The following is a 23,003-nucleotide window of genomic DNA, read 5'->3' as shown; positions in this document are numbered from 1 at the left end:
CTCCTGGCAAGTGAAGGGTGAGCATGGGCGCGCAGCTGGGAAGGCGGCTCGATCCCCGTCCCTCACATACGACAACGGCGCCAAAAGGCGCCGTTGCTTCAATCGCCACCGCTCGAGCGCGAAGGTCACACCCGGCCGAACACCAGCGTCGCGTTCGTGCCGCCAAAGCCGAAGCTGTTGGACATCACCGTATCCAGCTTCGCTTCCTGCGACTGCCGCAGGATCGGGAAGCCTTCGGCACGCGCGTCCAGCGTCTCGATGTTCGCCGAGCCGGCCATGAAACCGTCGCGCATCATCAGCAGGCAGAAAATCGCCTCGTGCACGCTCGCGGCGCCCAGCGAGTGGCCCGACAGCGCCTTGGTCGAGGAGATCGGCGGCAGCTTGTCGCCGAACACCTCCCGCACCGCACCCAGCTCGGTGATGTCGCCCAGCGGCGTCGACGTGCCGTGGGTGTTGAGGTAGTCGACCGGCCGATCCAGACCAGCCAGCGCCATGTTCATGCAGCGAACCGCGCCCCCGCCGGAGGGGCCACCATGTCCGCTCCGTCGGATTACAGGCATCCTCAGTCGGTGCGCCTGCCTTCCATCATGCGGTCGCGATTGGCCTTGAACGGGTTGCCCTGGTACCAGTTGGGCCAGCTTTCGCCGCCCGCCAGCTCCCGGCCGACGCCGTACAGCAGTTCGAGATCTTCCATGGTGCCGTCGAGCTTCCAGGTGGCAGGGTCGTACTCGTCGCGCGGGCTGTGGTAGCGGTCGCGGCCATAGGCTTCTGCGGCCTTCCTGCCGGCTTCGATGCCGCCTTCCAGAAGATCCTGGCCGCCGCCGGCGTAGAGCGCGGGCACGCCGGCCTTGGCGAAATTGAAGTGGTCCGAGCGGAAGTAGAAGCCGCTCTGCACCGAGGATTCCGCATGCAGGCTCCGGCCCTGCTTCGCTGCCAGCGGTTTGAGGATGTCCTCGAGTTCGGAACTGCCGTAGCCAGTGACGGTCATGTCGCGGGTGCGGCCACTGACCGACATCGCGTCGATGTTGATCACCCCGGCGATCTTGTCCAGCGGGAAGGTGGGATGGTTGACGTAGTACTGCGAGCCGAGCAGGCCCGACTCTTCCAGCGTCACTGCGAGAAACACCACCGAGCGCTCTGGCGCGGGCTGCTGGTGGGCCATCGCGTCGGCGATCTCGAGGATGCCCGCAACGCCGGTCGCGTTGTCCACTGCGCCGTTGTAGATGTCGTCGCCCCCGTCGGCGTCGTGCGCCTCGCCCTCATGCCTGCCCAGGTGGTCCCAGTGCGCCATGTAGAGCACGGCCTCGTCGGCGCGCTTGCTGCCGGGCAGAACGCCAACGACGTTGCGCGACTTCTTTTCGGTGATGCTGCTCTTGAGGTCGAGGGACAGCGTAGTGCGCAGCGGCACCGGCTTGAAGCCGCGCTTGCTGGCGTCGCGATAGGCTTTCCCAAGGTCGAGGCCGGCGTCGGCGAACAGTTGCCGGGCCGCTTCCGCGTTCAACCAGCCCTGGGCCTGCAGGCGCGGTTCCTTGTCCCCGGCCGCCGGCAGGTCGTACTGTGCGCCGCCCCAGGAGCTCCTGACTACGTCCCAGCCGTAGGAGGCGCCGGCGGTGTCATGCACGATCAGCGCCGCGCTCGCGCCCTTGCGCGCGGCTTCCTCGAACTTGTAGGTCCAGCGCCCGTAATAGGTCATGCGCTTGCCTTCGAACAGGCGGGCGTCGTCCACGTGGAAGCCGGGGTCGTTGACGAACATCACCACGGTCTTGCCCTTCCAGTCCTGGCCGGCGTAGTCGTTCCAGTCCTGTTCGGGCGCGTCCACGCCATAGCCGACGAACACCATCTCGCTGGCGTCGATCTTCACTTCGGGCTGGCCGCTGCGGGTTCCGATCACCATGTCGCTGCCGAATCCGAGCGCACGGCTGGCATCGCCATGTCGGAGCGTGAGCACCGTCGAGGGATCGGCGATGGTCTCGGTCATCGGTACGTCCTGGAACCAGCTGTCGCCATTGCCCGGCTGCAGGCCGATGCGCTGCATCTGGTCGCGGATGTACGCGACCGTCAGCTCTTCGCCGTGGCTGCCTGGCGCGCGGCCCTCGAACTCGTCCGATGCCAGCGTCTTCACCAGTTCGGCGAAGTCGGCGGCATCGATGCCGCTGGAGAAGGCGTGTACCGGCGGCGCCTGTACAGGCGCCGGTGCAGGAGCGGTCTCCTGCCGGCAGGAGACCAGCGCGGCGCTTGCGAGGAGACACAAGAGGATCTTGCGGGGCATGGAACCGGGCTCCGGATGAGGGATGAAGCCCGATTCTAGGCAAGCGCGCCGCGAAGCGCTCAATCCTTCGGTGCGGCTTCGGTATCGAAGCGGCGGACGGTGGCGCCGCTGACCGGGCCGATCGAGGCGCTGTCATGCACGTACAGCGTCACCTCGCGTTCGAAGTTCAGCGCCCCGTCGACCGTCGCATTCGGGCCGATGATGATCCGCGGCTTGCGCGGCGGCGTCAGCGACAGGCTGAATGATGGCTTGGTCACGCGGATGCCGCCCTTCACGTGCGAACCGATGCCGACGGTGATGTCGCCATTGACGGTTTCGACGTTGCGCCCGACCTCGGTGCCGACCAGCCCGATGCCGCCGTTGACGGTTTCCACGCCGCCACCGATGCGGCCGCCCTGGTCGATGAAGATGCTGCCGTTGACCGTTTCCACGCCGCCGGACAGGACCAGCCCGCGTCCTGCGCGGACGGCGCCGTTCACGGTCTCCAGGCTGCGCGCCTGCACGTTGTCCTCGGCATTGATGCTGCCGTTGACGGTTTCCACGCCGCGCGCCTGCACGCCCTTGGCCAGGTGGATGCTGCCGTTGACCGTGTCCAGGTCCCGGTAGGCGGTGCCGGATTCGGTGCGGATGCTCCCGTTCACCTTGCTGATGTCGTCGGACGCCACCGCCAGTGGGCTGGCCAGCCCCAGGGCCAGCAGAATAAGCAATCGTTTCATCGCGCGTCTCCGTCGGAAATTCCTGTGGGCGAGGGTGGATGGCAGCATGGCTGGGTACAATCCGCATCTGCCTGAAGTCACTGGAACGCCATTGCGACAATACCGCCGCCGCCATCAGCCTGCCCGCGCCCCGGCATTGCCGGCCCGGGTTGTCGGCTGCCTGTTGGCGTTGTTCCTGGTGGCCCCCCTCGTGCAGGCGCAGAGCAACTCCCGCGATGCCGAGAAGAAGCTGCAGCAGGTGCGCGGCGAACTGAAGAGCGTGGCGCAGGAGCGGCAGCGTCTGGAAGGCGAGCGGGATGCGGCGTCCCGGCGCCTGCGCGAAGCCGACCAGAAAGTGGCCCGCAGCGGCCGGGCGGTGGCCGATACCGAGGCGGCGATGCGTCGCGAACAGCAGGCGCTGGCCGAACTGCAGCAGCGCCGCGCGTCCCTCGAGGCGAATATGGGGCGGCAACGCCAACAGCTCACCGCGCTGCTGCGCGGGGCCTACCAGCTGGGCAACCATGCCCCGCTGAAACTACTGCTGTCGCAGGATCGCGTGGCCGATGCCAACCGCGAGCTGGCTTATCACCGCTACCTGCAGCGTGAGCGGGCGCGGACCATCGCCTCGCTCGCAGGCGATCTGCAGGCGCTGTCGTCGAACGAGCAGGAGATCCTGGCGCGCAGCCGTGAACTGGAGCAGGCGCGCGTCCAGCAGCGCGAACAGGCCGCTGCGCTGGCAGAGGACCGCCGCAAACGGGCGCAGGTGGCGACGGAACTGGACCAGCGCTACCAGGATCGCAGCGAGCGGGAGAAGGTGCTGGGCAAGGATGCGCGTGCGCTCGAGCAGCTGTTGTCCAGCCTGCGCGCGGCGGCCGCACGCGCCGAGGCCGAGCGCAGGGCGGCCGCCCGCCGTGCCGAAGCCGAGCAGGCGCGCCAGGCGGCCACGGGGGCGGCAAGGCCAACGCCCGGCAAGGTGCCGCCGCGGGTCACCGCGAACGTGCCCGCGCCGAAGGTCGGCGGGTTGGGCTGGCCGCTGTCGGGCAATCTGCTGGCGCGCTATGGCGGACGCCTGCCCGACGGCCGCACCAGCAGTGGCGTGCTGATCGGCGCGCCTCCCGGTACCACGGTGACGGCGGTCGCCGATGGCACCGTGGTCTTCTCGGACTGGATGACCGGCTACGGGATGATCCTGATTGTCGATCACGGCAATGGCTACATGAGCCTGTACGCCCACAACGACACCCTGCTGCGCGACTCCGGCGCGCGCGTACGCCGCGGCGAGGCGGTCGCGCGGGTCGGCAACTCCGGTGGACAGGGCGTGACGGCGCTCTACTTCGAACTGCGCCGAAACGGACAGCCGGTGGATCCGGCCACCTGGCTGCAGCGCCAGTGACCGCCGGCTGAGCGGGTGGCGCGGCCGATGCCCCGCGTTCAACGGGAATTCGGCCGGGCTTCGCGCATAATCGGACCGACGCGCATGGTGCGCATCCGTTTTTCATGGAGTGGTTCATGCGTGTAGCCGGCCTTGCTGCTGCCCTGCTGTTCGCACTGTCGCCGGCCGTCGGCCTGGCGCAGAGCGCCCCGGACAAGACGACGAAGGCGGACGATCCCGATGCCAAGGAATCGGTCACCTCGCGCGTGCCGCTGGATGAAATCCGCCGTTTCGTTGCCGTCTACAACGCGGTGCGCGCGGCCTATGTCGACCCGGTGGACGACAGGAAGCTGATGCAGTCGGCGGTCCGCGGCCTGCTGCTGGACCTGGACCCGCACAGCACCTATTTCGACAAGGAGGACGCGCAGGCCTTCGACGAGCAGGCCACCGGCGCCTATGAAGGCATCGGCGTCGAACTGCTGCAGCAGGATGGCGCGCTCAAGGTGGTCTCGCCGATCGACGATACGCCCGCAGCCCGCGCCGGGCTGCGCGCCGGCGATCTCATCGTGGCCATCGATGGCAAGCCGATCAGCGCGATCGAGGCGATGGAGCCGCTGCGTGGCCCGGCTGGCAGCGAGGTGGTGCTGACCATCGAGCGTGGCGAGGACAAGCCGTTCGACGTCAGCGTCACCCGCGAAACCATCCGCGTCACCAGCGTGCGCAGCAGGATGCTCGAACCGGGCTATGGCTATGTGCGCATCAGTACCTTCCAGGCCGATACCGGCGCCGATTTCCAGAAACACGTGGGGCAGTTGCAGGCGCAGGCCGGCGGCAAGTTGAAGGGCCTGGTCCTGGACCTGCGCAGCAATCCGGGCGGCCTGCTCACCGCGGCGGTGCAGGTGGCCGACGATCTGCTGGAGAAGGGCGTGATCGTGAGCACGCGCGGCCGAATTGCGGTCAGCGATGCGAAATTCGAGGCCACGCCGGGCGACCTGATGAAGGGCGCGCCGGTGGTGGTGCTGGTGGATGCGGGCTCCGCCAGCGCCTCGGAAGTGCTGGCCGGCGCGCTGCACGACAACCGGCGCGCGCGCATCGTCGGCAGCCGCACCTTCGGCAAGGGTTCGGTGCAGACCGTGTTGCCGCTGGACAATGGCGACTCGGTCAAGCTGACCACCGCGCGTTACTACACGCCCAGCGGCCGCTCGATCCAGGCCACCGGCATCGTTCCGGACGTGGAGCTGGCGCCGGATCCGGCCAATGCCGTCAAGGACATGCCGGCTTCCATCGCCGATTTCAGCGAGGCCAAGCTGCCGGGCCACCTGCGCGGCGACGACGAGGCCAGCGGCGGTGCCACCGGCGTGGTGCTGCCGGGCGATGGGCCGATCCAGTCGGCCTTGCGCGAACTCAAGCAGCCGGGTTCGCTCGCTGCCAGGGCTGCGGCTGGGCCGCGCCCGGTTGCCCGTCCGAAGCCGGAAGTGGCGCCCGCGCCCGCGGGTGTCGCCGTGCCTGCCAAGCCGGAGCAGCCCAAGCCGGAAGCCGACGACAGCGGCAAGTAACGACATCCGCCTCGCGGCGGATCGCCTGGCGTGGGTTGTCGGCGCATCCACGACCGGGCGGTCTCAATGGCGGCGTTGGGGGAAGTGCCTCTCCGGCCGCAGGAGCGGTTGCAAAAGCCCGGCGGCAAATGAGGGCTGTGCGGGCTCCGCCCAGCCGTCATGCCGCGCTTGGCGCTACTGCCTGGATGCAGGCGCGCGCCGTGCGCTGGAAGAAACCCTCAGCGCGGCTTGGCCGGCATCGGGAACGGCGTGACCACCTTTTCCCCGGTGGTCGCATCGCGGATGGCCGACTGGCCCTTCTTCTCCACCTCTTCGATGCGCACGATGCTCTGCATCGGCAGGTGCAGCACCTTGGTGTCGCCGAACTCCTCGCGCAGGCGCTCCTCGGTGGGGTCGACCACCAGCCCGTCGTGCAGGTCGAACACCAGGTCGGCGATCTCGTTGAATCCCCACAGGTGGCTGCTGCCCACGCGCCGGGCATACAGCTCGTAGACCTTGCCGTGGTTGAGGAAGGTGATCTTGTACAGGGGTCTGCTGCTCATCGCCCGATTATAAGGACGGCACGCAGGCGCGACCGGGGCTAGAAGCCATGGCGCTTGCGCAGCCGCCGGGCAATCGCGGCACGCACATACAACCCATAGACGATGCCGAACAGGAAGCCGGCCACGTGCGCCGACCAGGCGACCATGCCGAAGCTCGGGCCGATATAGGCGAACACCACCTGCAGCGCGGCCCATACCCCGATCAGCAGGTAAGCGGGGGCGCGGACGAATTCCAGGAACAGGCCCAGCGGCAGCACCACGCCGAGCCTCGCGCCCGGGAACAGCGCCAGATAGGCGCCCAGCAATGCCGACACGGCTCCGCTGGCGCCGATGATGATCTGGTCCGGCGATCCCATGGCATACAACGCGGCAAGGTTGGCGGTGGCGCCGCCCAGCAGGAACAGCAGCAACAGCCGCCACGGCCCGAGCACTCTTTCGGCCGGCAGCCCGAAGATCAGCAGGAACACCAGGTTGCCGAGAAGGTGCGACCAGTCCGCGTGCAGGAACAGGGCGGTGAACAGGCGCAGCACGCTGCCGTCGCGCAGCGCGGCCCACCAGTCCTGGGGATTGCCCAGGCCGGTGGACAGTGCGCCCCAGTCCATCCACAGCGAACGCCGGGCTTCATCCGGCCGCGAGATCGACCAGAGGAAGGCCAGCCAGATCGCCGCGAACAGCAGCGGCACCGCCCAGCGCAGTCCGGGTTTGTTGCGGGAGGGGAGGGAAATGAACATGGGCGCGCAAGCCTACCCCGTGACGGGCCCGGGAAGGGTGATGGAACGAGAGGAAATGAATGCGGGCGACGTTATTGTTTAGTTAACAAGCTTGATGGATACTGCATACGGCGTCGTATGTCGGGAGGGGAATCCGGCGCACCGCAGGGCCGCTGGGCGGAACTGGGGTGCAGGCGCACCAACGAATCATCACCGTCCTACGGAGAGAGCTTCCAACATGCATACCGCTTCCACCCTCGCACGCGTCACCGCCCTGGCCGTCGGCATTGCTGGTGCCCTGGCTTTCAGCAACGCCGATGCCGCCGCGTTCCAGCTCAAGGAAAACAGCGCCAAGGGCCTGGGCCGTGCTTTCGCCGGTTCCACCTCCGCCTGGGACGATGCTTCCGTGGTGGCCACCAACCCGGCCTCGATGCGCCTGCTCAACGGCCGCCAGTTCCAGGCCGACCTGAGCGCGATCAGCTTCTCGGCCAAGATGGAAGACATCTACAGCGCCCGCAACGCCGGCCCGACCGGCGCAGGCAAGGGCTCGCCGATTTCCGGCGGCAACGGCGGCGACGCCGGCATGATCGCCCCGGTTCCGGCCGCATACTTCCACGTGCCGTTCGGCGAAAACGACAACATGCACTTCGGTCTGTCGCTGACCGCACCCTTCGGCTTCAAGACCGACTACGACCGCAACTGGGTGGGCCGCTACCACGGCACCAAGACCGACCTGAAGGCCGTCGACCTGGGCGCGGCGTTCTCGTATGACGTCAACCCGTACGTGTCGTTCGGTGCCAGCGTGTTCGTCGAGCACCTGACGATCGAACTGGCCCAGGCCGTGGACTTCGGCGCCGTGGCTTTCAGCGCCAGCAAGGGCGCGAGCGCCGGGCTGGGCATCGTCCCGGGCAGCGCCGATGGCTACTCCACCATCGAAGGCAACAACAATGCGGTCGGCTACGTGATCGGCGGTACCTTCAGCCCGACCGAAGACACCAACATCGCGTTGAGCTACCGCTCCAAGGTCGAGCACAAGATCACCGGCGGCAAGGCGCGCTTCGACGTGCCGGGCAACGTCGAAGCCCTCCTGCACCTGAAGGCCCAGGGCCTGTTCATCGACACCAGCGGCAAGGCCACCGTGACCCTGCCGGCGTCGGCCACCCTGAGCGTGACCCACAGGATCAATGACCGCTGGAGCGTGATGGGCGATGTGTCGCGCACCGCCTGGGCGCCGGCGTTCGACACGGTGACCGTGGACTTCGCTTCCAACCAGCCGGATAGCGTGTTGGCGTTCAAGTACAAGGACACCACCTTCGGCTCGCTGGGTACCGAGTACAAGCTGTCCGACACCATCACCCTGCGTGGCGGCGTGGCCTACGACGAAACCCCGACCAGCTACTCGCACCGCGACGTGCGCGTGCCGGACGTGACCCGCAAGTGGCTGTCGTTCGGCCTGGGCTGGACCCCGAAGGAGAACACCGAGGTCAACTTCGGCTACACCCACCTGTTCACCAACAAGCCGGCGATCAATGCCACCAGCAGCACCGGCAATGTGCTGCAGGGCAAGTACAAGGTGGCGGGCGATATCCTGGCCGCTTCGATCAACTACAAGTTCTGATCAGAGCCTGTCGTTGATGCCGTAACCCGGAAGGCCCCGCGCAAGCGGGGCCTTCTGCGTTTGCGAGACGCGAGACGACGTGGCCCGTGACCTAGCCGGCGTGGCCCTGTGCTGCGCCGCGGGCGACAATGCGGCATGAACCTGTCCGATCCCGCATTCCAGCTCGAGCTGGCCGCCAATATCGCCGTCGCCGGCTCGATCCTGCTGGCCGGACGCAACAACGTGCACACCTGGTGGCTGGGCATCGTCGGTTGTGCGCTGTTCGCGCTGGTGTTCGAGCGGTCGCACCTGTATGCGGACATGGTCCTGCAGTTCTTTTTCATCGCCGTCAGCGTGCTGGGCTGGTGGCAGTGGCTGCGGGGCGACCATGGCGCGCCGCTGCCGATCAGCCGCATGCCTCCGCGGTCCTGGATCTGGCTGGTACCGCTGGCGGTGCTGGCCACCTCCGGCTATGGCTGGATGCTGACGCGGTTGACCAACGCCTACGCGCCCTACGTCGATTCGGCGGTGCTGGTGCTGAGCATGATCGCGCAGCTGCTGATGATGCGGCGCAAGCTGGAATCGTGGTGGCTGTGGCTGCTGGTGAACAGCATCGCGGTGCCGCTGTACTACAGCCGCGGGCTGCACCTGACCTCGATCCTCTATGTCGGTTTCTGGATCAATGCCCTGGTGGCGCTGCGCCATTGGCGGCATCTGATGCGCGACGAAGCAGGGGCGAAGGCGGCCGATGCGGTCGCCTGAGCAGGCGCCGGACGAGTACGCCTGCCTGGGATGAGCCCCGCGGCCCGTCGCCGGCACGATAGCGGCGCCTGCATGCCTCGCATGTAGAGCGGGGCAACGCCCCGCTGGGAGCATCACCGGTCAAGCCCCGCCGGGCGCTGCCCGGCGCTACAGAGCGGCAGCGCCCCGCCTTTTGTAGAGCGGGGCAACGCCCCGCTGGGGCATCCTCGGTCAAGCCCCGCCGGGCGCTGCCCGGCGCTACAGGGCAGCGGCACCCGCCTTTTGTAGAGCGGGGCAACGCCCCGCTTGGGGCATCACCGGTCAAGCCCAGCCGGGCGCTGCCCAGTGGTGTTAGACAGCCATGAAAAACCCCGCTTTCGCGGGGTTTTCCACTTGTCGCATGGGCTTCAGCAATCAGTCGCCGAGGGTGAGCAGCGATGCATTGCCGCCGGCGGCGGTGGTGTTCACCGTCACCGTCTTTTCGGTGGCGAAGCGCAGCAGGTAGTGCGGACCGCCGGCCTTGGGGCCGGTGCCGGACAGGCCCTGGCCGCCGAAGGGCTGCACGCCGACCACGGCGCCGATCTGGTTGCGGTTGACGTAGACGTTGCCGACATTGACGCGCGAGGCGATGCGGTCGACGGTTTCGTCGATGCGCGAATGCACGCCCAGGGTCAGCCCGTAACCGGTGGCGTTGATCTGGTCGATCACCGCATCCAGCTGATCGGCCTTCCAGCGGATCAGGTGCAGCACCGGCCCGAAGATTTCCTTGTGCAGCTGGCCCAGGTCCTTCAGCTCATAGGCGCGCGGCGCGAAGAAGGTACCGTGCGCGGCTTCGTCGGACAGCGGCGCGGTGGCGATCAGGCGCGCTTCGGCGTCCATGCGCGTGGCGTGGTCGGTGAGGATCTTCAACGCATCGGCGTCGATCACCGGGCCCACGTCGGTGGACAGTTCGCCCGGGTTGCCGACCTTCAGCTCGGCCATCGCGCCGGACAGCATGGCCATCACCTTGTCGGCGATGTCGTCCTGCACGAACAGCACGCGCGCGGCCGAGCAGCGCTGGCCGGCCGAGGTGAAGGCCGAGCCGATCGCGTCCTTGACCAGCTGTTCCGGCAGCGCCGAGGAGTCGGCGATGAAGGCATTCTGGCCGCCGGTTTCGGCGATCAGCACGCCGATGGCGGCATCGCGCGCGGCCATCGCGCGGTTGATGGCGCGGGCGGTTTCGGTGGAGCCGGTGAAGGCCACGCCGGCCACGCGCGCATCGGCGGTGAGCGCGGCGCCGACGGTGGCGCCGTCGCCCGGCAGGAACTGCAGCACCTCGGCCGGCACGCCGGCGTCGTGCAGCAGTTTCACTGCGTAGTAGCCGACCAGGTTGGTCTGCTCGGCCGGCTTGGCGATGACGCTGTTGCCGGCGGCCAGCGCGGCGCTGACCTGGCCCAGGAAGATCGCCAGCGGGAAGTTCCACGGGCTGATGCAGACGAATACGCCGCGGCCATGCAGCTGCAGTTCGTTGCTCTCGCCGGTCGGGCTCGGCAGCTTCTCGCCTGCGCCGAACTGCTCGCGCGCCTGCTTGGCGTAGTAGCGCAGGAAATCCACCGCCTCGCGCACTTCGGCGACGCTGTCCGGCAGGCTCTTGCCGGCTTCCTTCACGCACAGCGCCATGAACTCGGCGATGCGCGCTTCCAGCTGGTCGGCGGCGTGTTCGAGAATGGCGGCGCGGCTGGCGGCCGGGGTGCGGTTCCAGTCCGGCTGCGCGGCCACGGCATTGGCCAGCGCCTTCTGCACGGTGGCGCTGTCGGCGGCCTGCCAGTGGCCGACCACCTCGCGGCTGTCGGCCGGGTTGGTCACCGCCAGGCTGGCGCCGGTGGTGTTGGCGCCGGGCACCAGCGGGGCGGCCTGCCAGGGTTTGATCGCGGCGTTGAGCTGCTCGGCGAGGGCGCGCAGTGCGTTGTCGTTGGCGAGGTTGATGCCCATGGAGTTGTTCCTGTCATGGTTCTGGCTGCGCAGCAAATCGACCGGCAGCGGGATCTTGGGATGCGGAATGGAGGCGAACGAGGACACGGCTTCCACCGGGTCGCGGATCAGGTCGTCGATGGACACGTCCTCGTCGGTGATGCGGTTGACGAAGCTGGAGTTGGCGCCGTTCTCGAGCAGGCGGCGCACCAGGTAGGGCAGCAGGTCTTCGTGCGAACCGACCGGCGCGTACACGCGGCACGGCACGTCCAGGCGGTCGGCCGGGATCACTTCGGCATACAGGTCGTCGCCCATGCCATGCAGCTTCTGGTGCTCGTAGGTGCGGCCCTGCGCGATCTGCTTCACCGCCGCGATGGTGGCCGCGTTGTGCGTGGCGAACATCGGATACAGCACGTCGCCGTGGCCGAACAGGCGCTTGGCGCACGCCAGGTACGACACGTCGGTGTTCTGCTTGCGGGTGAACACCGGGTAGCCGGGCAGGCCGTCGATCTGCGCGCGCTTGATCTCCGCGTCCCAGTACGCGCCCTTGACCAGGCGCACCTGCAGCCGGTGGCCGATGCGGCGGGCCAGGTCGGCGAGATAGTCGATCGTGTACGGGGTGCGCTTCTGGTAGGCCTGCACCACGATGCCGAAGCCTTCCCAGCCTTTGAGCGAGGGATCGCTGACCACGCGCTCGATGATGTCCAGCGACAGTTCCAGGCGGTCGGTTTCTTCGGCATCCACGGTGCAGCCGATGCCGTAGGACTTGGCCAGCTGCGCCAGTTCCAGCACGCCGGGCACCAGGTCGTTGAGCACGCGTTCGCGCTTGGCGTGCTCGTAGCGCGGATACAGCGCCGAGAGCTTGATCGAGATGCCGTGCGAACGGGTCACGTCGCCATCGGCCTTGCCGCCGCGGGCGAGGTTGTCCTTGCCGATGGCGTGGATCGCGCGCTTGTAGTCTTCCAGGTAGCGCAGCGCGTCCTTCATGGTCAGCGCGCCTTCGCCGAGCATGTCGAAAGAATAGCGGTAGTTGGCGTTGTCGCCCTTGTGCGAGCGTGCCAGCGCTTCGCCGATGGTGCGGCCCATGACGAACTGGTGGCCCATGATCTTCATCGCCTGGCGCACGGCCAGGCGGATCACCGGCTCGCCGACGCGGCCGATCAGGCGCTTGAAAGCGCCATGCACGTCGCGCTTGGTGTCGTCGGCCAGGTCGACCAGATGTCCGGTCAGCATCAGGCCCCAGGTCGAGGCGTTGACCAGCACCGAGTCGGACTGGCCCATGTGGCGCTTCCAGTCGGCCTCGCCGAGCTTGTCGCGGATCAGCTTGTCGGCTGTCTCCTGGTCGGGGATGCGCAGCAGCGCTTCGGCCACGCACATCAGCAGCACGCCTTCCTCGCTGCCGAGGTCGTACTGGCGCATGAAGGCCTCGATCGCGCCCTGGTCCTTGGCGCGGGCGCGCACCCGGCGCACCAGGTCGGCGGCGGTGGCCTGGACCTGGGCCTGCTCGGCGGCGGGCAGGCGGGCCTGGTCAAGCAGTTCGCGGACGTGGCTGGCCTCATCCTTCAGCCAGGCGTCGGTGATGGCCTGGCGCAGCGCGGCCGGTGCCGGTGGCAGTTCGGGCGAGAGCAGCGGCTGGGCCGCGGCGGCGTGGTTGGACGGCGTTGCATTCATGGGCATGACCACATGGGGACACGTTGGGATTCGGCCATTTTAATCATTGGAGACGGATTTCCTAGTCCTCCCTGCAACCACTTTTTGGTTGCAGAACCATTGGTACGCAGGCGATACGGCAAAAAATTCCGCGCGCATATCATTTGTGCCGAATCCGGCAAATTATCCGCCGATGTCTATTCGGTCCGGGGGCTCGTCCGATGTGCAGTGCAACAATCACGACATTGATGAATGAGAGCTTGCCGGGGTGATTGGGCGGGGCTACCATCGAAGCCGTTTTCCGCGGTACGGACGCGGTTGCGACATGATCGAGATGCTTCGGCTGGTTTCCGACGGCTCACGTGCGCAGCTGGTGCTGCATCCCCCACGGGCGCTCAGCGCCCGGCAGTTCGTCCTTTTGTTCGCCGCGTTGGCAGGGTTGATGTTGTTCTCGGCAGGCCTGGGCTGGCTGTCTGGAAACGTTTTCGCCCCGGCCTTCGCGTTATTGCATTGCTTCCTGGTGGGAGCTGCCCTGCGCGCGTCATGGCGCAGCGGCGAACGCCGGGAAGAGATCCGGGTTGGACCGGACTGCGTGGAAGTGATTCCCGTGGCCGGATGTCCGCCGGTTTTCCGGGCTCACCCCTACTGGGTGCGCCTGGTGATCGAGGACGAACGGGTCGTGCTGGTCTCCAGCGGGAAGCGGGTCGAAGTGGGGAGTCTCCTCGCACCTGCCGAACGAAGGGAGCTGGCGGCGACGCTGGAAGGCTTGCTCGCGGCCAACGAAGGCCGCAACCGATGACGTCAAGGGTCTAGGCAATGAAGCAAAGCAACAGGTGGGGAATGTGGTTCAGGCAGGGACTCGGGCTGGCGGCGATGGCGCTGGCGGCACCGATGGCATGGGCCCAGGCGGGCGATCCAAAACCCTGGCAGCTCAACATGGGCAAGGGCGTCACCCATACCGCGCGCATGGCGTGGGAAGCGCACATGGTGGCGCTGTGGGTGTGTACCGTCATCGGCGTGATCGTGTTCGTCGCGATGGGCTATGCGATCTTCAAGTTCCGCAGGTCCAAGGGCGCGGTGGCGGCGCAGTTCTCGCACAACACCAAGGCCGAGATCATCTGGACCGTCATCCCGATCATCATCCTGGTGGTGATGGCATGGCCGGCCACGGCCAAGCTGATTTCCATGTACGACACCCGCGACTCCGAGATGACGGTGAAGATCACCGGTTATCAGTGGATGTGGAAGTACGAGTACCTGGGCGAGAACGTCGAGTTCACCAGCCGCCTGGACCGCAAGTCCGACGAGGTGCGGCAGAGCGGCGTGGTGCCGAACATGGCGTCCGATCCGCATTACCTGCTGGACGTGGACAACCCGCTGGTGCTGCCGGTGGATACCAAGGTCCGCTTCGTCATCACCTCCGACGACGTGGTCCATGCCTGGTGGGTGCCGGCGCTGGGCTGGAAGCAGGACGCGGTGCCGGGCTTCATCAACGAGCGCTGGACCAACATCGAGCAGGAAGGCGTGTACCGCGGTCAGTGCGCCGAACTGTGCGGCAAGGACCATGGCTTCATGCCGATCGTGGTCAAGGCCGTGTCCAAGGAAGAATTCAAGACGTGGCTGGCCTCGCGCAAGCCCGCTCCGGCGCCGGCGGCCGAACCCGCTCCTGCCGCCGCGCCCGCCACCGACGCCCCGCAGCCGGAGGCCGCGCCCGCCGCGGAACCGGCGCCTGCGGCGGCTGGCGCCTGATACCGCTGCGCGCCGGCCCTGGCCGGCGCGATGCCTGGAAACTGGATAACGAGGTATAGCTGCAATGGCGAACTCCGCAGTGGGCCACTCCGACCATCACGGTCACCAGCAGGGCTTCTTCGAGCGTTGGTTTTTCTCCACCAACCACAAGGACATCGGGACGCTGTACCTGCTTTTCAGCTTCCTGATGTTCATCGTCGGCGCCTTCATGTCGGTGCTGATCCGCTGGGAGCTGATGGAGCCCGGGCTTCAGCACATGAAGCCTGAATTCTTCAACCAGATGACCACCGTGCACGCGCTGGTGATGATCTTCGGCGGCGTGATGCCGGCCTTCGTCGGCCTCGCCAACTGGATGATCCCGCTGCAGATCGGCGCGCCGGACATGGCGCTGCCGCGCATGAACAACTGGTCGTTCTGGCTGCTGCCGGTGGCCTTCACCCTGCTGCTGCTGACCCTGTTCCTGCCTGGCGGCGCGCCCGCCGGCGGCTGGACCATGTACCCGCCGCTGTCGCTGCAGGGCGGCTACAACGTCGCCTTCAGCGTGTTCGCGATCCACGTGGCCGGCATCAGCTCGATCATGGGCGCGATCAACATCATCGCCACCGTGCTCAACATGCGCGCGCCGGGCATCGACCTGCTGAAGATGCCGATCTTCTGCTGGACCTGGCTGATCACCGCGTTCCTGCTGATCGCGGTGATGCCGGTGCTGGCCGGCGCGGTGACCATGCTGCTGACCGACAAGTTCTTCGGCACCAGCTTCTTCAACGCCGCCGGCGGCGGCGACCCGGTGATGTACCAGCACATCTTCTGGTTCTTCGGGCACCCCGAGGTCTACATCATGATCCTGCCGGCGTTCGGCGTGGTCAGCGAGATCCTCCCGACCTTCAGCCGCAAGCCGCTGTTCGGCTACCAGGCGATGGTCTACGCGACCGCGGCCATCGCGTTCCTGTCGTTCATCGTGTGGGCGCACCACATGTTCACGGTGGGCATGCCGCTGGGCGGCGAGATCTACTTCATGTTCGCCACCATGCTGATCTCGATCCCGACCGGCGTGAAGGTGTTCAACTGGGTCAGCACGATGTGGAAGGGCTCGCTGACCTTCGAGACCCCGATGCTGTTCTCCATCGCCTTCGTGGTGCTGTTCAGCATCGGCGGCTTCTCCGGCCTGATGCTGGCCATCGTGCCGGCCGACTTCCAGTACCACGACACCTATTTCGTGGTCGCCCACTTCCACTACGTGCTGGTCACCGGCGCGGTGCTGGCCTTGATCGCCGCGGTCTACTACTGGTGGCCGAAGTGGACCGGCCGCATGTACAACGAGTTCTGGGGCAAGGTGCATTTCTGGTGGACGATGGTGTTCGTCAACCTGCTGTTCTTCCCGCAGCACTTCCTCGGCCTGGCTGGCATGCCGCGCCGCATCCCGGACTACAACCCGGTGTTCGCCGACTGGAACATGGTCAGCTCGATCGGCGCGTTCGGCATGTTCGTCACCCCGTTCCTGATGGCCGCCATCCTGCTGTCGTCGCTGCGCAGCGGCAAGCGCGCCGAGGCGCGCGCTTGGGAAAGCGCCAAGGGTCTTGAGTGGACCGTGCCGTCGCCGGCGCCGGCGCATACCTTCACCGTGCCGCCGGTGATCCAGCCGGGCGACCTGGCCCATGACGACGTCACCCACTGAGGCGCGCATCATGAGCCGTCCCGACTGGCAATCCGATGAACTGGCCCTGCGCCGCCGCCGTTCGCGGCGCACGGCGCTGGTGGTGGGCCTGATCGCGGTGGCGATCTACGCCGGCTTCATCCTGTCCGGGGTGCTGGCGCATTGACCACGCCCGCGCCCCGGCCCGAACGCAATGCCGGCATCGTCCGGTTGCTCGGCGTGGCGCTGGGCGTGTTCGTGCTGACCTTCTCGCTGGTGCCGCTGTACCGCATCGCCTGCGAAAAGGTCTTCGGCGTCCGTCTTGAGCGCGGCGCCAGCCAGGTCGCCGCCTCCCAGGCCCCGACCGACAGGCGCGTGGTGCGGGTCGAGTTCGATGGTGGCGTCAATTCCAAGCTGCCGTGGGCCTTCCATCCGGAAAAGCTGACGATGGAAGTGGTGCCGGGCGAGTTGAACGAAGCGCTGTATTTCGCCCGCAACGACAGCGAGCACGCGCTGGTCGGCAGCGCGGTGCCCTCGGTGGCTCCGGCGCGCGCCTCCGGCTATTTCAACAAGACCGAGTGTTTCTGCTTCACCGCGCAGACCCTGCAGGCCGGCGAGCAGCGCGAGATGCCGGTGCGTTTCATCGTCGATCCGGACCTGCCCGCAGACGTCCGCACGATCACCCTGTCCTATACCTTCTACAAGAACGACGCGCTGACGGCGCAGCTGGCACCGGCCTCGGCCGCTGGCTCGTCGCACGCGGCCCCCTGACCACGGATCCGGAAGCAAGCCATGGCCCACAACACGCCTGATGCCAACGTCTACTTCGTGCCGAGCCAGAGTCGCTGGCCCTTCGTCGGCTCGATTTCCATGCTGGTGCTGATGGTCGGAGTGGCCAGCTGGCTCAACGACGCCAGCTGGGGTCGCTGGACCTTCTTCCTTGGCCTGGCGATGCTGGTGTTCACCCTGTTCCTGTGGTTCGGCGACGTGATCCGCGAATCGGTCGGCGGGAACTACAACCGCCAGGTCGATGGCTCGTTCCGCATGGGGATGGTCTGGTTCATCTTCTCCGAAGTGATGTTCTTCGGCGCCTTCTTCGGCGCGCTGTTCTACACCCGCGTGTACGGCCTGCCCTGGCTGGGCGGCGAAGGCCACGGCGTGGCGACCAACGAGATCCTGTGGGACGGCTATTCGGCCGCATGGCCGAGCAACGGCCCGGGCAGCGTCGGCGGCTTGTTCCAGACCATCCCGGCGTGGGGCCTGCCGCTGGTCAACACGCTGATCCTGCTGACCTCGGGCGCGACCCTGACCATCGCCCACCATGCGCTCAAGGCCGGCAACCGCCGCCAGCTGCTGATCTGGCTGGGCGCTACCGTGCTGCTGGGCTGCGTGTTCCTGTTCTTCCAGGCCGAGGAATACATGCATGCCTACGGCGAGCTCAACCTGACCCTGGGCTCGGGCATCTACGGCTCCACCTTCTTCATGCTCACCGGCTTCCACGGCGCGCACGTGGCGCTGGGCACGATCATGCTGATCGTCATGTGGCTGCGCTCGGCCAAGGGGCACTTCACCCGCGACAACCATTTCGGCTTCGAGGCCGCGGCGTGGTACTGGCACTTCGTCGACGTGGTGTGGCTGATGCTGTTCCTGTTCGTCTACGTGCTGTAAACGGCGGGAAAAAAGCGGGGAGCGGAGCACTGGGGATCGATCCCCGGTTCACCGCTCCCCTTTGCTTCATGGGCTCGCCCGTTCACGGGTCCGCCCGCTGCATGTAAACCCCTGGCTTCAGCCGCCGACACCGTGCGGCCTGATCCAGCCGCTATAGATGCCAAGGACGACCAGCAGGATCAGCACCACCGACAGCACGATGCGCCGGGTCAGCGCATTGACTGTGCGCTTGGTCTGGCCACGATCGATCATCAGGTAGTACAGCCCGGCGCCAAGATTCCAGACGATGACGATCAGGAACGCGATCACCAGCAGTGTCTTCAGCGAATCATTCATGCACGGCTCTGAGTGTGGGAAGGCGGTGCTATCTCACCTGCTCGCGGCGCGCTTGTCATGACGCGACAGCACACGGGCATCTTCGGCTGGTTGCTGGCGCTGGTGGTAGCCGCCGCGTTCAGCGCGCTGGGCGTCTGGCAGTTGCAGCGCATGCACGAAAAGCAGGCGCTGCTGGCGCAGGTGCCGCCGGACCGCAGCGGTGCGATGACGCTGGCGCGGGCGATGCGCGCGCCGGAAACGCTGCACTGGGTGCATGACCGCCTGGAATTCCTGCCCGCCACGGTGCTGCTGGACAACCAGCTGCGCGAAGGCCGTGCCGGCCTGAAGGTGTACCAGGCCGCGCGTGCGGATGGTGGCGCGGTGCTGGTCGATCTGGGCTGGTTGCCGTTGCCGGCCGACCGCCAGCTGCCGCCCATCGCGCCGCTGCAGGGCCGGATCGAGGTGCAGGGCCTGTGGGCGCCGCCGCCGTCGCCCGGGATCGCGTTGGGGCCGGCACTGGCCGATACCTCGCAGCTGCAGGTGTGGCTGGCCACGCGCCTGGATTTCCCCGCCATCGCCGCGCAGCTGCGGCTTCCGGCCGCGGGGCTGGCGGGGTACGTGCTGCGGCTGGATCCGGCATCGCCGCTGGGCTACACCCGCGACCTGGACCTGCTGCCCAATACGCTGCCGCCTTCGCGCCATCTCGGCTATGCGGTGCAATGGTTAGCCATGGCGCTGGCGGTGCTGGTGATCGCCGCCATGCTGCACCGGCGCCGCCGCCGCAGGCGCTGAACGCCAAGCCATGGGAAAATGCCGCACATGAATGCCCTGACCCCGGAACAACTCATCATCCGCAAGCGCGGCCGCCGCGTGCTGCTGATCATCTTCGCGATGTTCTTCGGGTCGATGGCGCTGGCCGGCGCCCTGCGCTTTTCCGGCTGGATGCCGCAGGTGAACCGCAACCACGGGCAGTTGTTCGAACCGCCGCTGGACCTGCGCCAGGAGCCGCTGCGGCTGGCCGACGGCAGTCCCTACGAATGGAATCCGGCCGCCCGCCACTGGCGCATCGTGCTGGCGCCGGCGGCGGAGTGCGCGCCGGCCTGCGTCACTTTGTCGCAGCAGCTGGACACGGTGTGGCAGTTGTTCGGCCATAACGCGGATAATGTCGAAATACTGTGGCTGGGTGCGCCGCCGGAACAGGTGACGGCCTCGCCGGCGCTGAAGGTGCTGCAGGCTTCTCCGGCGTTCCGGGCGAAGCTGCCGGGGGTGGACGACCCCGCCGGCATCCCGGTTTACGTGATCGATCCCAACGGCTTCGTGGTATTGCGTTACGCGCCGGGCTTCGACCCCGGTGGCCTGCGCACCGATCTTTCCAGGCTGTTGAAACTGAAGTGAGTCCCGTTCGATGAATGCCCCCGCGCGTCCGGCGCTGTACCGCAACTTCCATCGCCTGGCGTGGTTCGCGCTGATCATGACCGCGAGCACGATCATGTTCGGCTCGTTCGTGCGCCTGTCCGATGCCGGGCTGAGCTGTCCGGACTGGCCGACCTGCTATGGCCGCGTCACCTGGCCGCAGACGCAGGTGGAAGCCGCGCAGCATGTGGCCAGCGAGATCCGCCCGCTGGAAAGCCACAAGGCCTGGCGCGAGCAGGTGCACCGTTTCCTGGCCGGCCTGCTGGGCGTGGAAATCCTGGTCCTGGCGCTGCTGGCCGCGCGCCGCCACCGCTGGGGCGTGGCGCAGGTGGTCACCGCCTCGGTGCTGGTGGCGCTGGCCATTCCCCTGTACATGCGCGGCGAACATGTCGCCTCCAGCGTGCTGGCCATCGGCGGCGAGGCGATCCTGCTGCTGGCGGCGCTGCGCTGGTCCAACATCGACCTGTCGCGCGCGGCGGTGCTGACCCTGGCTGTCGTGATCTTCCAGGCGCTGCTTGGCATGTGGACGGTGACCTGGTTGCTCAAGCCCATCGTGGTGATGGGGCATCTGCTCGGCGGCATGCTGATGTTCGGCCTGCTGGTGTGGATGGCATGGAAGGCCACGCACCTGCCGATCACCCTGGCGCAGGCGCCGCGCCTGCGCTGGTGGCTGCGCGCCGGGCTGGCGCTGCTGGTGCTGCAGATCGCGCTGGGCGGCTGGGTCAGTGCCAACTATGCCGCGTTGGCCTGCGGCGGCGGCAGCGCTTCGCTGGACAACTTCCCGCGTTGCGTGAGCGAATGGTGGCCGCAGCAGAACTACGCCGAAGGCTTCACCCTGTGGCGCGGCATCGGCGTGGACTATGAAGGCGGGGTACTCGACGGCGCTTCGCGCATCGCCATCCAGATGGCGCACCGGATGCTGGCCGTGGTGCTGGCGCTGTACCTGCTGGTGCTGTCGGCGCGCATGTTCCGCCTGCCGGGCATGCGCGGCTGGGCCAGCGCGCTGGGCGCGCTGGTGCTGCTGCAGGTCACCCTGGGCGTGCTCAACGTCAAGCTCGCGCTGCCGCTGGCGGTGGCGGTGATGCACAACGGCGGCGCCGTGTTCCTGTTGTTCGTGCTGGTCTCGCTGCTGGCGCGGCTGCGTGCCCCGGAGTAAGCCGATGACGACGACCGTGCGCGATTACTGGGACCTGACCAAGCCCAAGGTGGTGGCCCTGATCGTGTTCACCGCGCTGGTGGGCATGTTCCTGGCGATTCCCGGCTGGCCGACCGCCGCGCAGGCGGTGACCGGTGCGCTGGGCTTCATCGGCATCTGGTTGTCGGCGGCGGCGGCCGCGGCGATCAACCAGTTGCTGGACGCGCGCATCGACGCGCGGATGGCGCGCACCTCGTGGCGCCCGCTGGTGGTCGGCAAGGTGTCCTCGCGGCAGGTGCTGGTGTTCGCCGCTGCGCTCACCGCGCTGTCGATGACCATCCTGATGCTGTGGGTGAACATGCTCACCGCGGTGCTGACCTTCGCCTCGCTGATCGGCTACGCGGTGGTCTACACCGTGTACCTCAAGCATGCGACCTCGCAGAACATCGTCATCGGCGGCCTTGCCGGCGCCATGCCGCCGATGCTGGGCTGGGCCGCGGTCACCGGCATGGAGGGCGCCTCGGACTGGGCCTACGCATCGCTGCTGGTGCTGATCATCTTCGTGTGGACGCCGCCGCATTTCTGGGCGCTGGCAATCTTCCGCCGCGCCGACTACGCCAAGGCGGCGGTGCCGATGCTGCCGGTCACCCATGGCGTGCCGCATACGCGCCGGCAGATCCTGTTCTATTCGGTGGTGCTGGTGGTGGTGACCCTGCTGCCGGTCGCACTGGGCATGAGCGGCGTGTTCTACCTCGGCGGCGCCACCGTGCTGAACCTCGTGTTCCTGTGGTACGCATGGAAGATGCAGGACCCGCCGGACGAGATGTTCAACATGCAGATGTTCGGCTACTCGGTGGTCTACCTGATGGCGCTGTTCGCCTTCCTGCTGGTCGACCACTGGCTGCTGCCCTGGCTTTGAGGCAGCAGCCGGCAGTAGCCGGGAAACAGGAGCCGGTGACGGCAGGAGCTTGGCTCCTGCCGCTGCCTTAGCGGCTGCTGGCGCCTGGACCTTGCTTCCCGGCTGCCGACCGCGCGTAGCGCTGGGCCACCATCGCGCAGACGATCAGCTGGATCTGGTGGTAGATCATGATCGGCAGCACGATCGCGCCAAGGCTGCCGCCGGCGAACAGCACCTTGGCGATCGGCACGCCTGTGGCCAGGCTCTTCTTGGAGCCGCAGAACACGATGGGAATCTCGTCCTCCCGGCTGAAGCCCAGCCGCCGTGCCAGCCAGGTGATGCCGGGCATGGCGATGGCCAGCAGCACCACGGCCACCAGCGCGGCGGCGAGCAGCGAGCCGACCGGGGTCTTGTGCCACAGGCCCTCGACCACCGATTCGCCGAAGGCGCCGTAGACCACCAGCAGCACCGTGCCCTGGTCGGTATAGCGCAGCAGCGCGCGCTGCCGTTCCACCCAGCGGGCGATCCACGGCCGCAGCAGGTGGCCGGCGACGAACGGAACCAGCAACTGCAGCATGATCGCGCCGACCGCATGCAGCGGATCGGCCATGCCGCCCTGGCTGCCGGCCAGCAGGCCCATCAGCAGCGGGGTCAGGAACACGCCGAGGATGCTGGACAGCGACGCCGCGCATACCGCGGCCGGCACATTGCCGCCGGCCATCGAGGTGAAGGCGATGGACGACTGCACCGTGGACGGCAGTGCGCACAGGAACAGCACGCCGATATAGAGGTCCGGCGTCAGTACCGGCCCGGCCAGCGGCTTGAATGCCAGGCCCAGCAATGGGAACAGCACGAAGGTGCAGGCCAGGATGACCAGGTGCAGGCGCCAGTGCAGCATGCCGGCGATGATGGATTCGCGCGGCAGGCGCGCGCCGTGCAGGAAGAACAGCGCGGCGATGGCCAGGTCGGTGAAACGGTCCAGTCCGTGCGCGGCGGCGCCGGTCATCGGCAGCACGGTGGCCAGGGCCACGGTAGCGAGCAGGGCGAGGGTGAAGTTGTCCGGTCGCAGGCGCGACCACCAGCGGGTCATTGGTGGGAGTGTCCTTGTCG

General features: G+C 67.4%; 21 protein-coding genes and 1 pseudogene. 14 read left to right on the top strand and 8 right to left on the bottom strand.

Annotated elements, in window-relative coordinates; translation table 11 throughout:
- Positions 1 to 125 precede the first annotated feature (125 nt).
- From ABB22_RS04910 to ABB22_RS04900, 3 genes and pseudogenes are all read right to left on the bottom strand, one after another.
- Positions 126 to 550, bottom strand: a pseudogene (locus tag ABB22_RS04910) (beta-ketoacyl-ACP synthase I); the annotation flags it as partial.
- Between the two features lie 12 nt (positions 551 to 562).
- Positions 563 to 2,269, bottom strand: coding sequence for a M28 family metallopeptidase (locus tag ABB22_RS04905; RefSeq protein ID WP_055770990.1), 1,707 nt, complete (start codon positions 2,267 to 2,269; stop codon positions 563 to 565).
- Between the two features lie 59 nt (positions 2,270 to 2,328).
- Entirely contained in the window at positions 2,329 to 2,985 is a 657-nt protein-coding gene (locus ABB22_RS04900; RefSeq protein WP_055770986.1) for a DUF4097 family beta strand repeat-containing protein, read from the bottom strand.
- Positions 2,986 to 3,145: 160 nt separating this feature from the next.
- Between ABB22_RS04900 and ABB22_RS04895 the strand changes: the two genes are divergently transcribed.
- Both ABB22_RS04895 and ABB22_RS04890 read left to right on the top strand, forming a co-directional pair.
- Positions 3,146 to 4,357 carry a murein hydrolase activator EnvC family protein gene (locus tag ABB22_RS04895; RefSeq protein WP_425477784.1) on the top strand — a complete coding sequence of 404 codons (1,212 nt, stop codon included), beginning with the start codon at positions 3,146 to 3,148 and terminating at the stop codon, positions 4,355 to 4,357.
- Between the two features lie 116 nt (positions 4,358 to 4,473).
- Positions 4,474 to 5,892: a S41 family peptidase gene (locus ABB22_RS04890; RefSeq protein WP_055771037.1), complete on the top strand. Its 1,419-nt coding sequence runs from the start codon at positions 4,474 to 4,476 to the stop codon at positions 5,890 to 5,892.
- 218 nt (positions 5,893 to 6,110) lie between these two features.
- Here ABB22_RS04890 and ABB22_RS04885 read toward each other — a convergent pair whose 3' ends face one another.
- A complete protein-coding gene (locus tag ABB22_RS04885; RefSeq protein ID WP_055770980.1) occupies positions 6,111 to 6,434 on the bottom strand; it encodes a DUF1820 family protein in 324 nt (107 codons plus the stop codon).
- Positions 6,435 to 6,472: 38 nt separating this feature from the next.
- Positions 6,473 to 7,165, bottom strand: a complete 693-nt coding sequence (locus ABB22_RS04880; RefSeq protein ID WP_055770977.1) for a rhomboid family intramembrane serine protease — start codon at positions 7,163 to 7,165, stop codon at positions 6,473 to 6,475.
- 217 nt (positions 7,166 to 7,382) lie between these two features.
- Here ABB22_RS04880 and ABB22_RS04875 point away from each other — a divergent pair, with 217 nt between their 5' ends.
- Positions 7,383 to 8,762 carry an outer membrane protein transport protein gene (locus ABB22_RS04875; protein WP_055770973.1) on the top strand — a complete coding sequence of 460 codons (1,380 nt, stop codon included), beginning with the start codon at positions 7,383 to 7,385 and terminating at the stop codon, positions 8,760 to 8,762.
- Between the two features lie 135 nt (positions 8,763 to 8,897).
- Complete coding sequence (pnuC, locus tag ABB22_RS04870) at positions 8,898 to 9,503, top strand: nicotinamide riboside transporter PnuC (RefSeq protein WP_055770970.1); 606 nt, start codon at positions 8,898 to 8,900, stop codon at positions 9,501 to 9,503.
- Between the two features lie 393 nt (positions 9,504 to 9,896).
- Here pnuC and putA read toward each other — a convergent pair whose 3' ends face one another.
- Positions 9,897 to 13,103, bottom strand: coding sequence for a bifunctional proline dehydrogenase/L-glutamate gamma-semialdehyde dehydrogenase PutA (putA, locus tag ABB22_RS04865; RefSeq protein ID WP_055770967.1), 3,207 nt, complete (start codon positions 13,101 to 13,103; stop codon positions 9,897 to 9,899).
- A 304-nt stretch (positions 13,104 to 13,407) separates the two neighbouring features.
- Here putA and ABB22_RS04860 point away from each other — a divergent pair, with 304 nt between their 5' ends.
- The 6 genes from ABB22_RS04860 to ABB22_RS04840 all read left to right on the top strand — a co-directional run bounded on the left by ABB22_RS04860 (position 13,408) and on the right by ABB22_RS04840 (position 18,132).
- Positions 13,408 to 13,881, top strand: coding sequence for a DUF2244 domain-containing protein (locus ABB22_RS04860; RefSeq protein WP_055770964.1), 474 nt, complete (start codon positions 13,408 to 13,410; stop codon positions 13,879 to 13,881).
- A 17-nt stretch (positions 13,882 to 13,898) separates the two neighbouring features.
- On the top strand, positions 13,899 to 14,831 hold the full coding sequence (coxB, locus tag ABB22_RS04855) for a cytochrome c oxidase subunit II (RefSeq protein ID WP_055770961.1): 933 nt from the start codon (positions 13,899 to 13,901) through the stop codon (positions 14,829 to 14,831).
- 64 nt (positions 14,832 to 14,895) lie between these two features.
- Positions 14,896 to 16,506 carry a cytochrome c oxidase subunit I gene (ctaD, locus tag ABB22_RS04850; protein ID WP_055770958.1) on the top strand — a complete coding sequence of 537 codons (1,611 nt, stop codon included), beginning with the start codon at positions 14,896 to 14,898 and terminating at the stop codon, positions 16,504 to 16,506.
- 10 nt (positions 16,507 to 16,516) lie between these two features.
- Entirely contained in the window at positions 16,517 to 16,651 is a 135-nt protein-coding gene (locus ABB22_RS18885; protein ID WP_268768315.1) for a hypothetical protein, read from the top strand.
- On the top strand, positions 16,648 to 17,235 hold the full coding sequence (locus ABB22_RS04845; protein ID WP_055770955.1) for a cytochrome c oxidase assembly protein: 588 nt from the start codon (positions 16,648 to 16,650) through the stop codon (positions 17,233 to 17,235). Before ABB22_RS18885 ends, ABB22_RS04845 begins: the two co-directional genes overlap by 4 nt.
- Positions 17,236 to 17,256: 21 nt before the next feature.
- The gene (locus tag ABB22_RS04840) at positions 17,257 to 18,132 is read left to right on the top strand and encodes a cytochrome c oxidase subunit 3 (RefSeq protein ID WP_055770952.1); all 876 of its coding nucleotides are present in this window, start codon (positions 17,257 to 17,259) and stop codon (positions 18,130 to 18,132) included.
- Positions 18,133 to 18,249: 117 nt separating this feature from the next.
- On the opposite strand, the gene ABB22_RS04835 is transcribed toward ABB22_RS04840, so the two are convergent.
- On the bottom strand, positions 18,250 to 18,468 hold the full coding sequence (locus tag ABB22_RS04835) for a twin transmembrane helix small protein (protein ID WP_055770950.1): 219 nt from the start codon (positions 18,466 to 18,468) through the stop codon (positions 18,250 to 18,252).
- A 57-nt stretch (positions 18,469 to 18,525) separates the two neighbouring features.
- Here ABB22_RS04835 and ABB22_RS04830 point away from each other — a divergent pair, with 57 nt between their 5' ends.
- From ABB22_RS04830 to cyoE, 4 genes are read left to right on the top strand one after another with little or no spacing between them, the layout of a single operon-like run.
- Positions 18,526 to 19,239: an SURF1 family protein gene (locus ABB22_RS04830; protein ID WP_055770948.1), complete on the top strand. Its 714-nt coding sequence runs from the start codon at positions 18,526 to 18,528 to the stop codon at positions 19,237 to 19,239.
- A gap of 27 nt (positions 19,240 to 19,266) precedes the next feature.
- Complete coding sequence (locus ABB22_RS04825; protein WP_055770945.1) at positions 19,267 to 19,842, top strand: hypothetical protein; 576 nt, start codon at positions 19,267 to 19,269, stop codon at positions 19,840 to 19,842.
- A 10-nt stretch (positions 19,843 to 19,852) separates the two neighbouring features.
- A complete protein-coding gene (locus ABB22_RS04820; protein WP_055770942.1) occupies positions 19,853 to 21,016 on the top strand; it encodes a COX15/CtaA family protein in 1,164 nt (387 codons plus the stop codon).
- 4 nt (positions 21,017 to 21,020) lie between these two features.
- Complete coding sequence (cyoE, locus tag ABB22_RS04815) at positions 21,021 to 21,914, top strand: heme o synthase (RefSeq protein WP_055770940.1); 894 nt, start codon at positions 21,021 to 21,023, stop codon at positions 21,912 to 21,914.
- Positions 21,915 to 21,981: 67 nt separating this feature from the next.
- On the opposite strand, the gene ABB22_RS04810 is transcribed toward cyoE, so the two are convergent.
- Complete coding sequence (locus ABB22_RS04810) at positions 21,982 to 22,983, bottom strand: bile acid:sodium symporter family protein (RefSeq protein ID WP_055770938.1); 1,002 nt, start codon at positions 22,981 to 22,983, stop codon at positions 21,982 to 21,984.
- Positions 22,984 to 23,003: the final 20 nt, after the last annotated feature.

The organism is Stenotrophomonas nitritireducens, assembly GCF_001431425.1.
GTDB classification, from domain to species: domain Bacteria; phylum Pseudomonadota; class Gammaproteobacteria; order Xanthomonadales; family Xanthomonadaceae; genus Stenotrophomonas; species Stenotrophomonas nitritireducens.
Note: the sequence above shows the minus strand (reverse complement) of the source record. Positions and strands in the feature narration are given on the sequence as shown.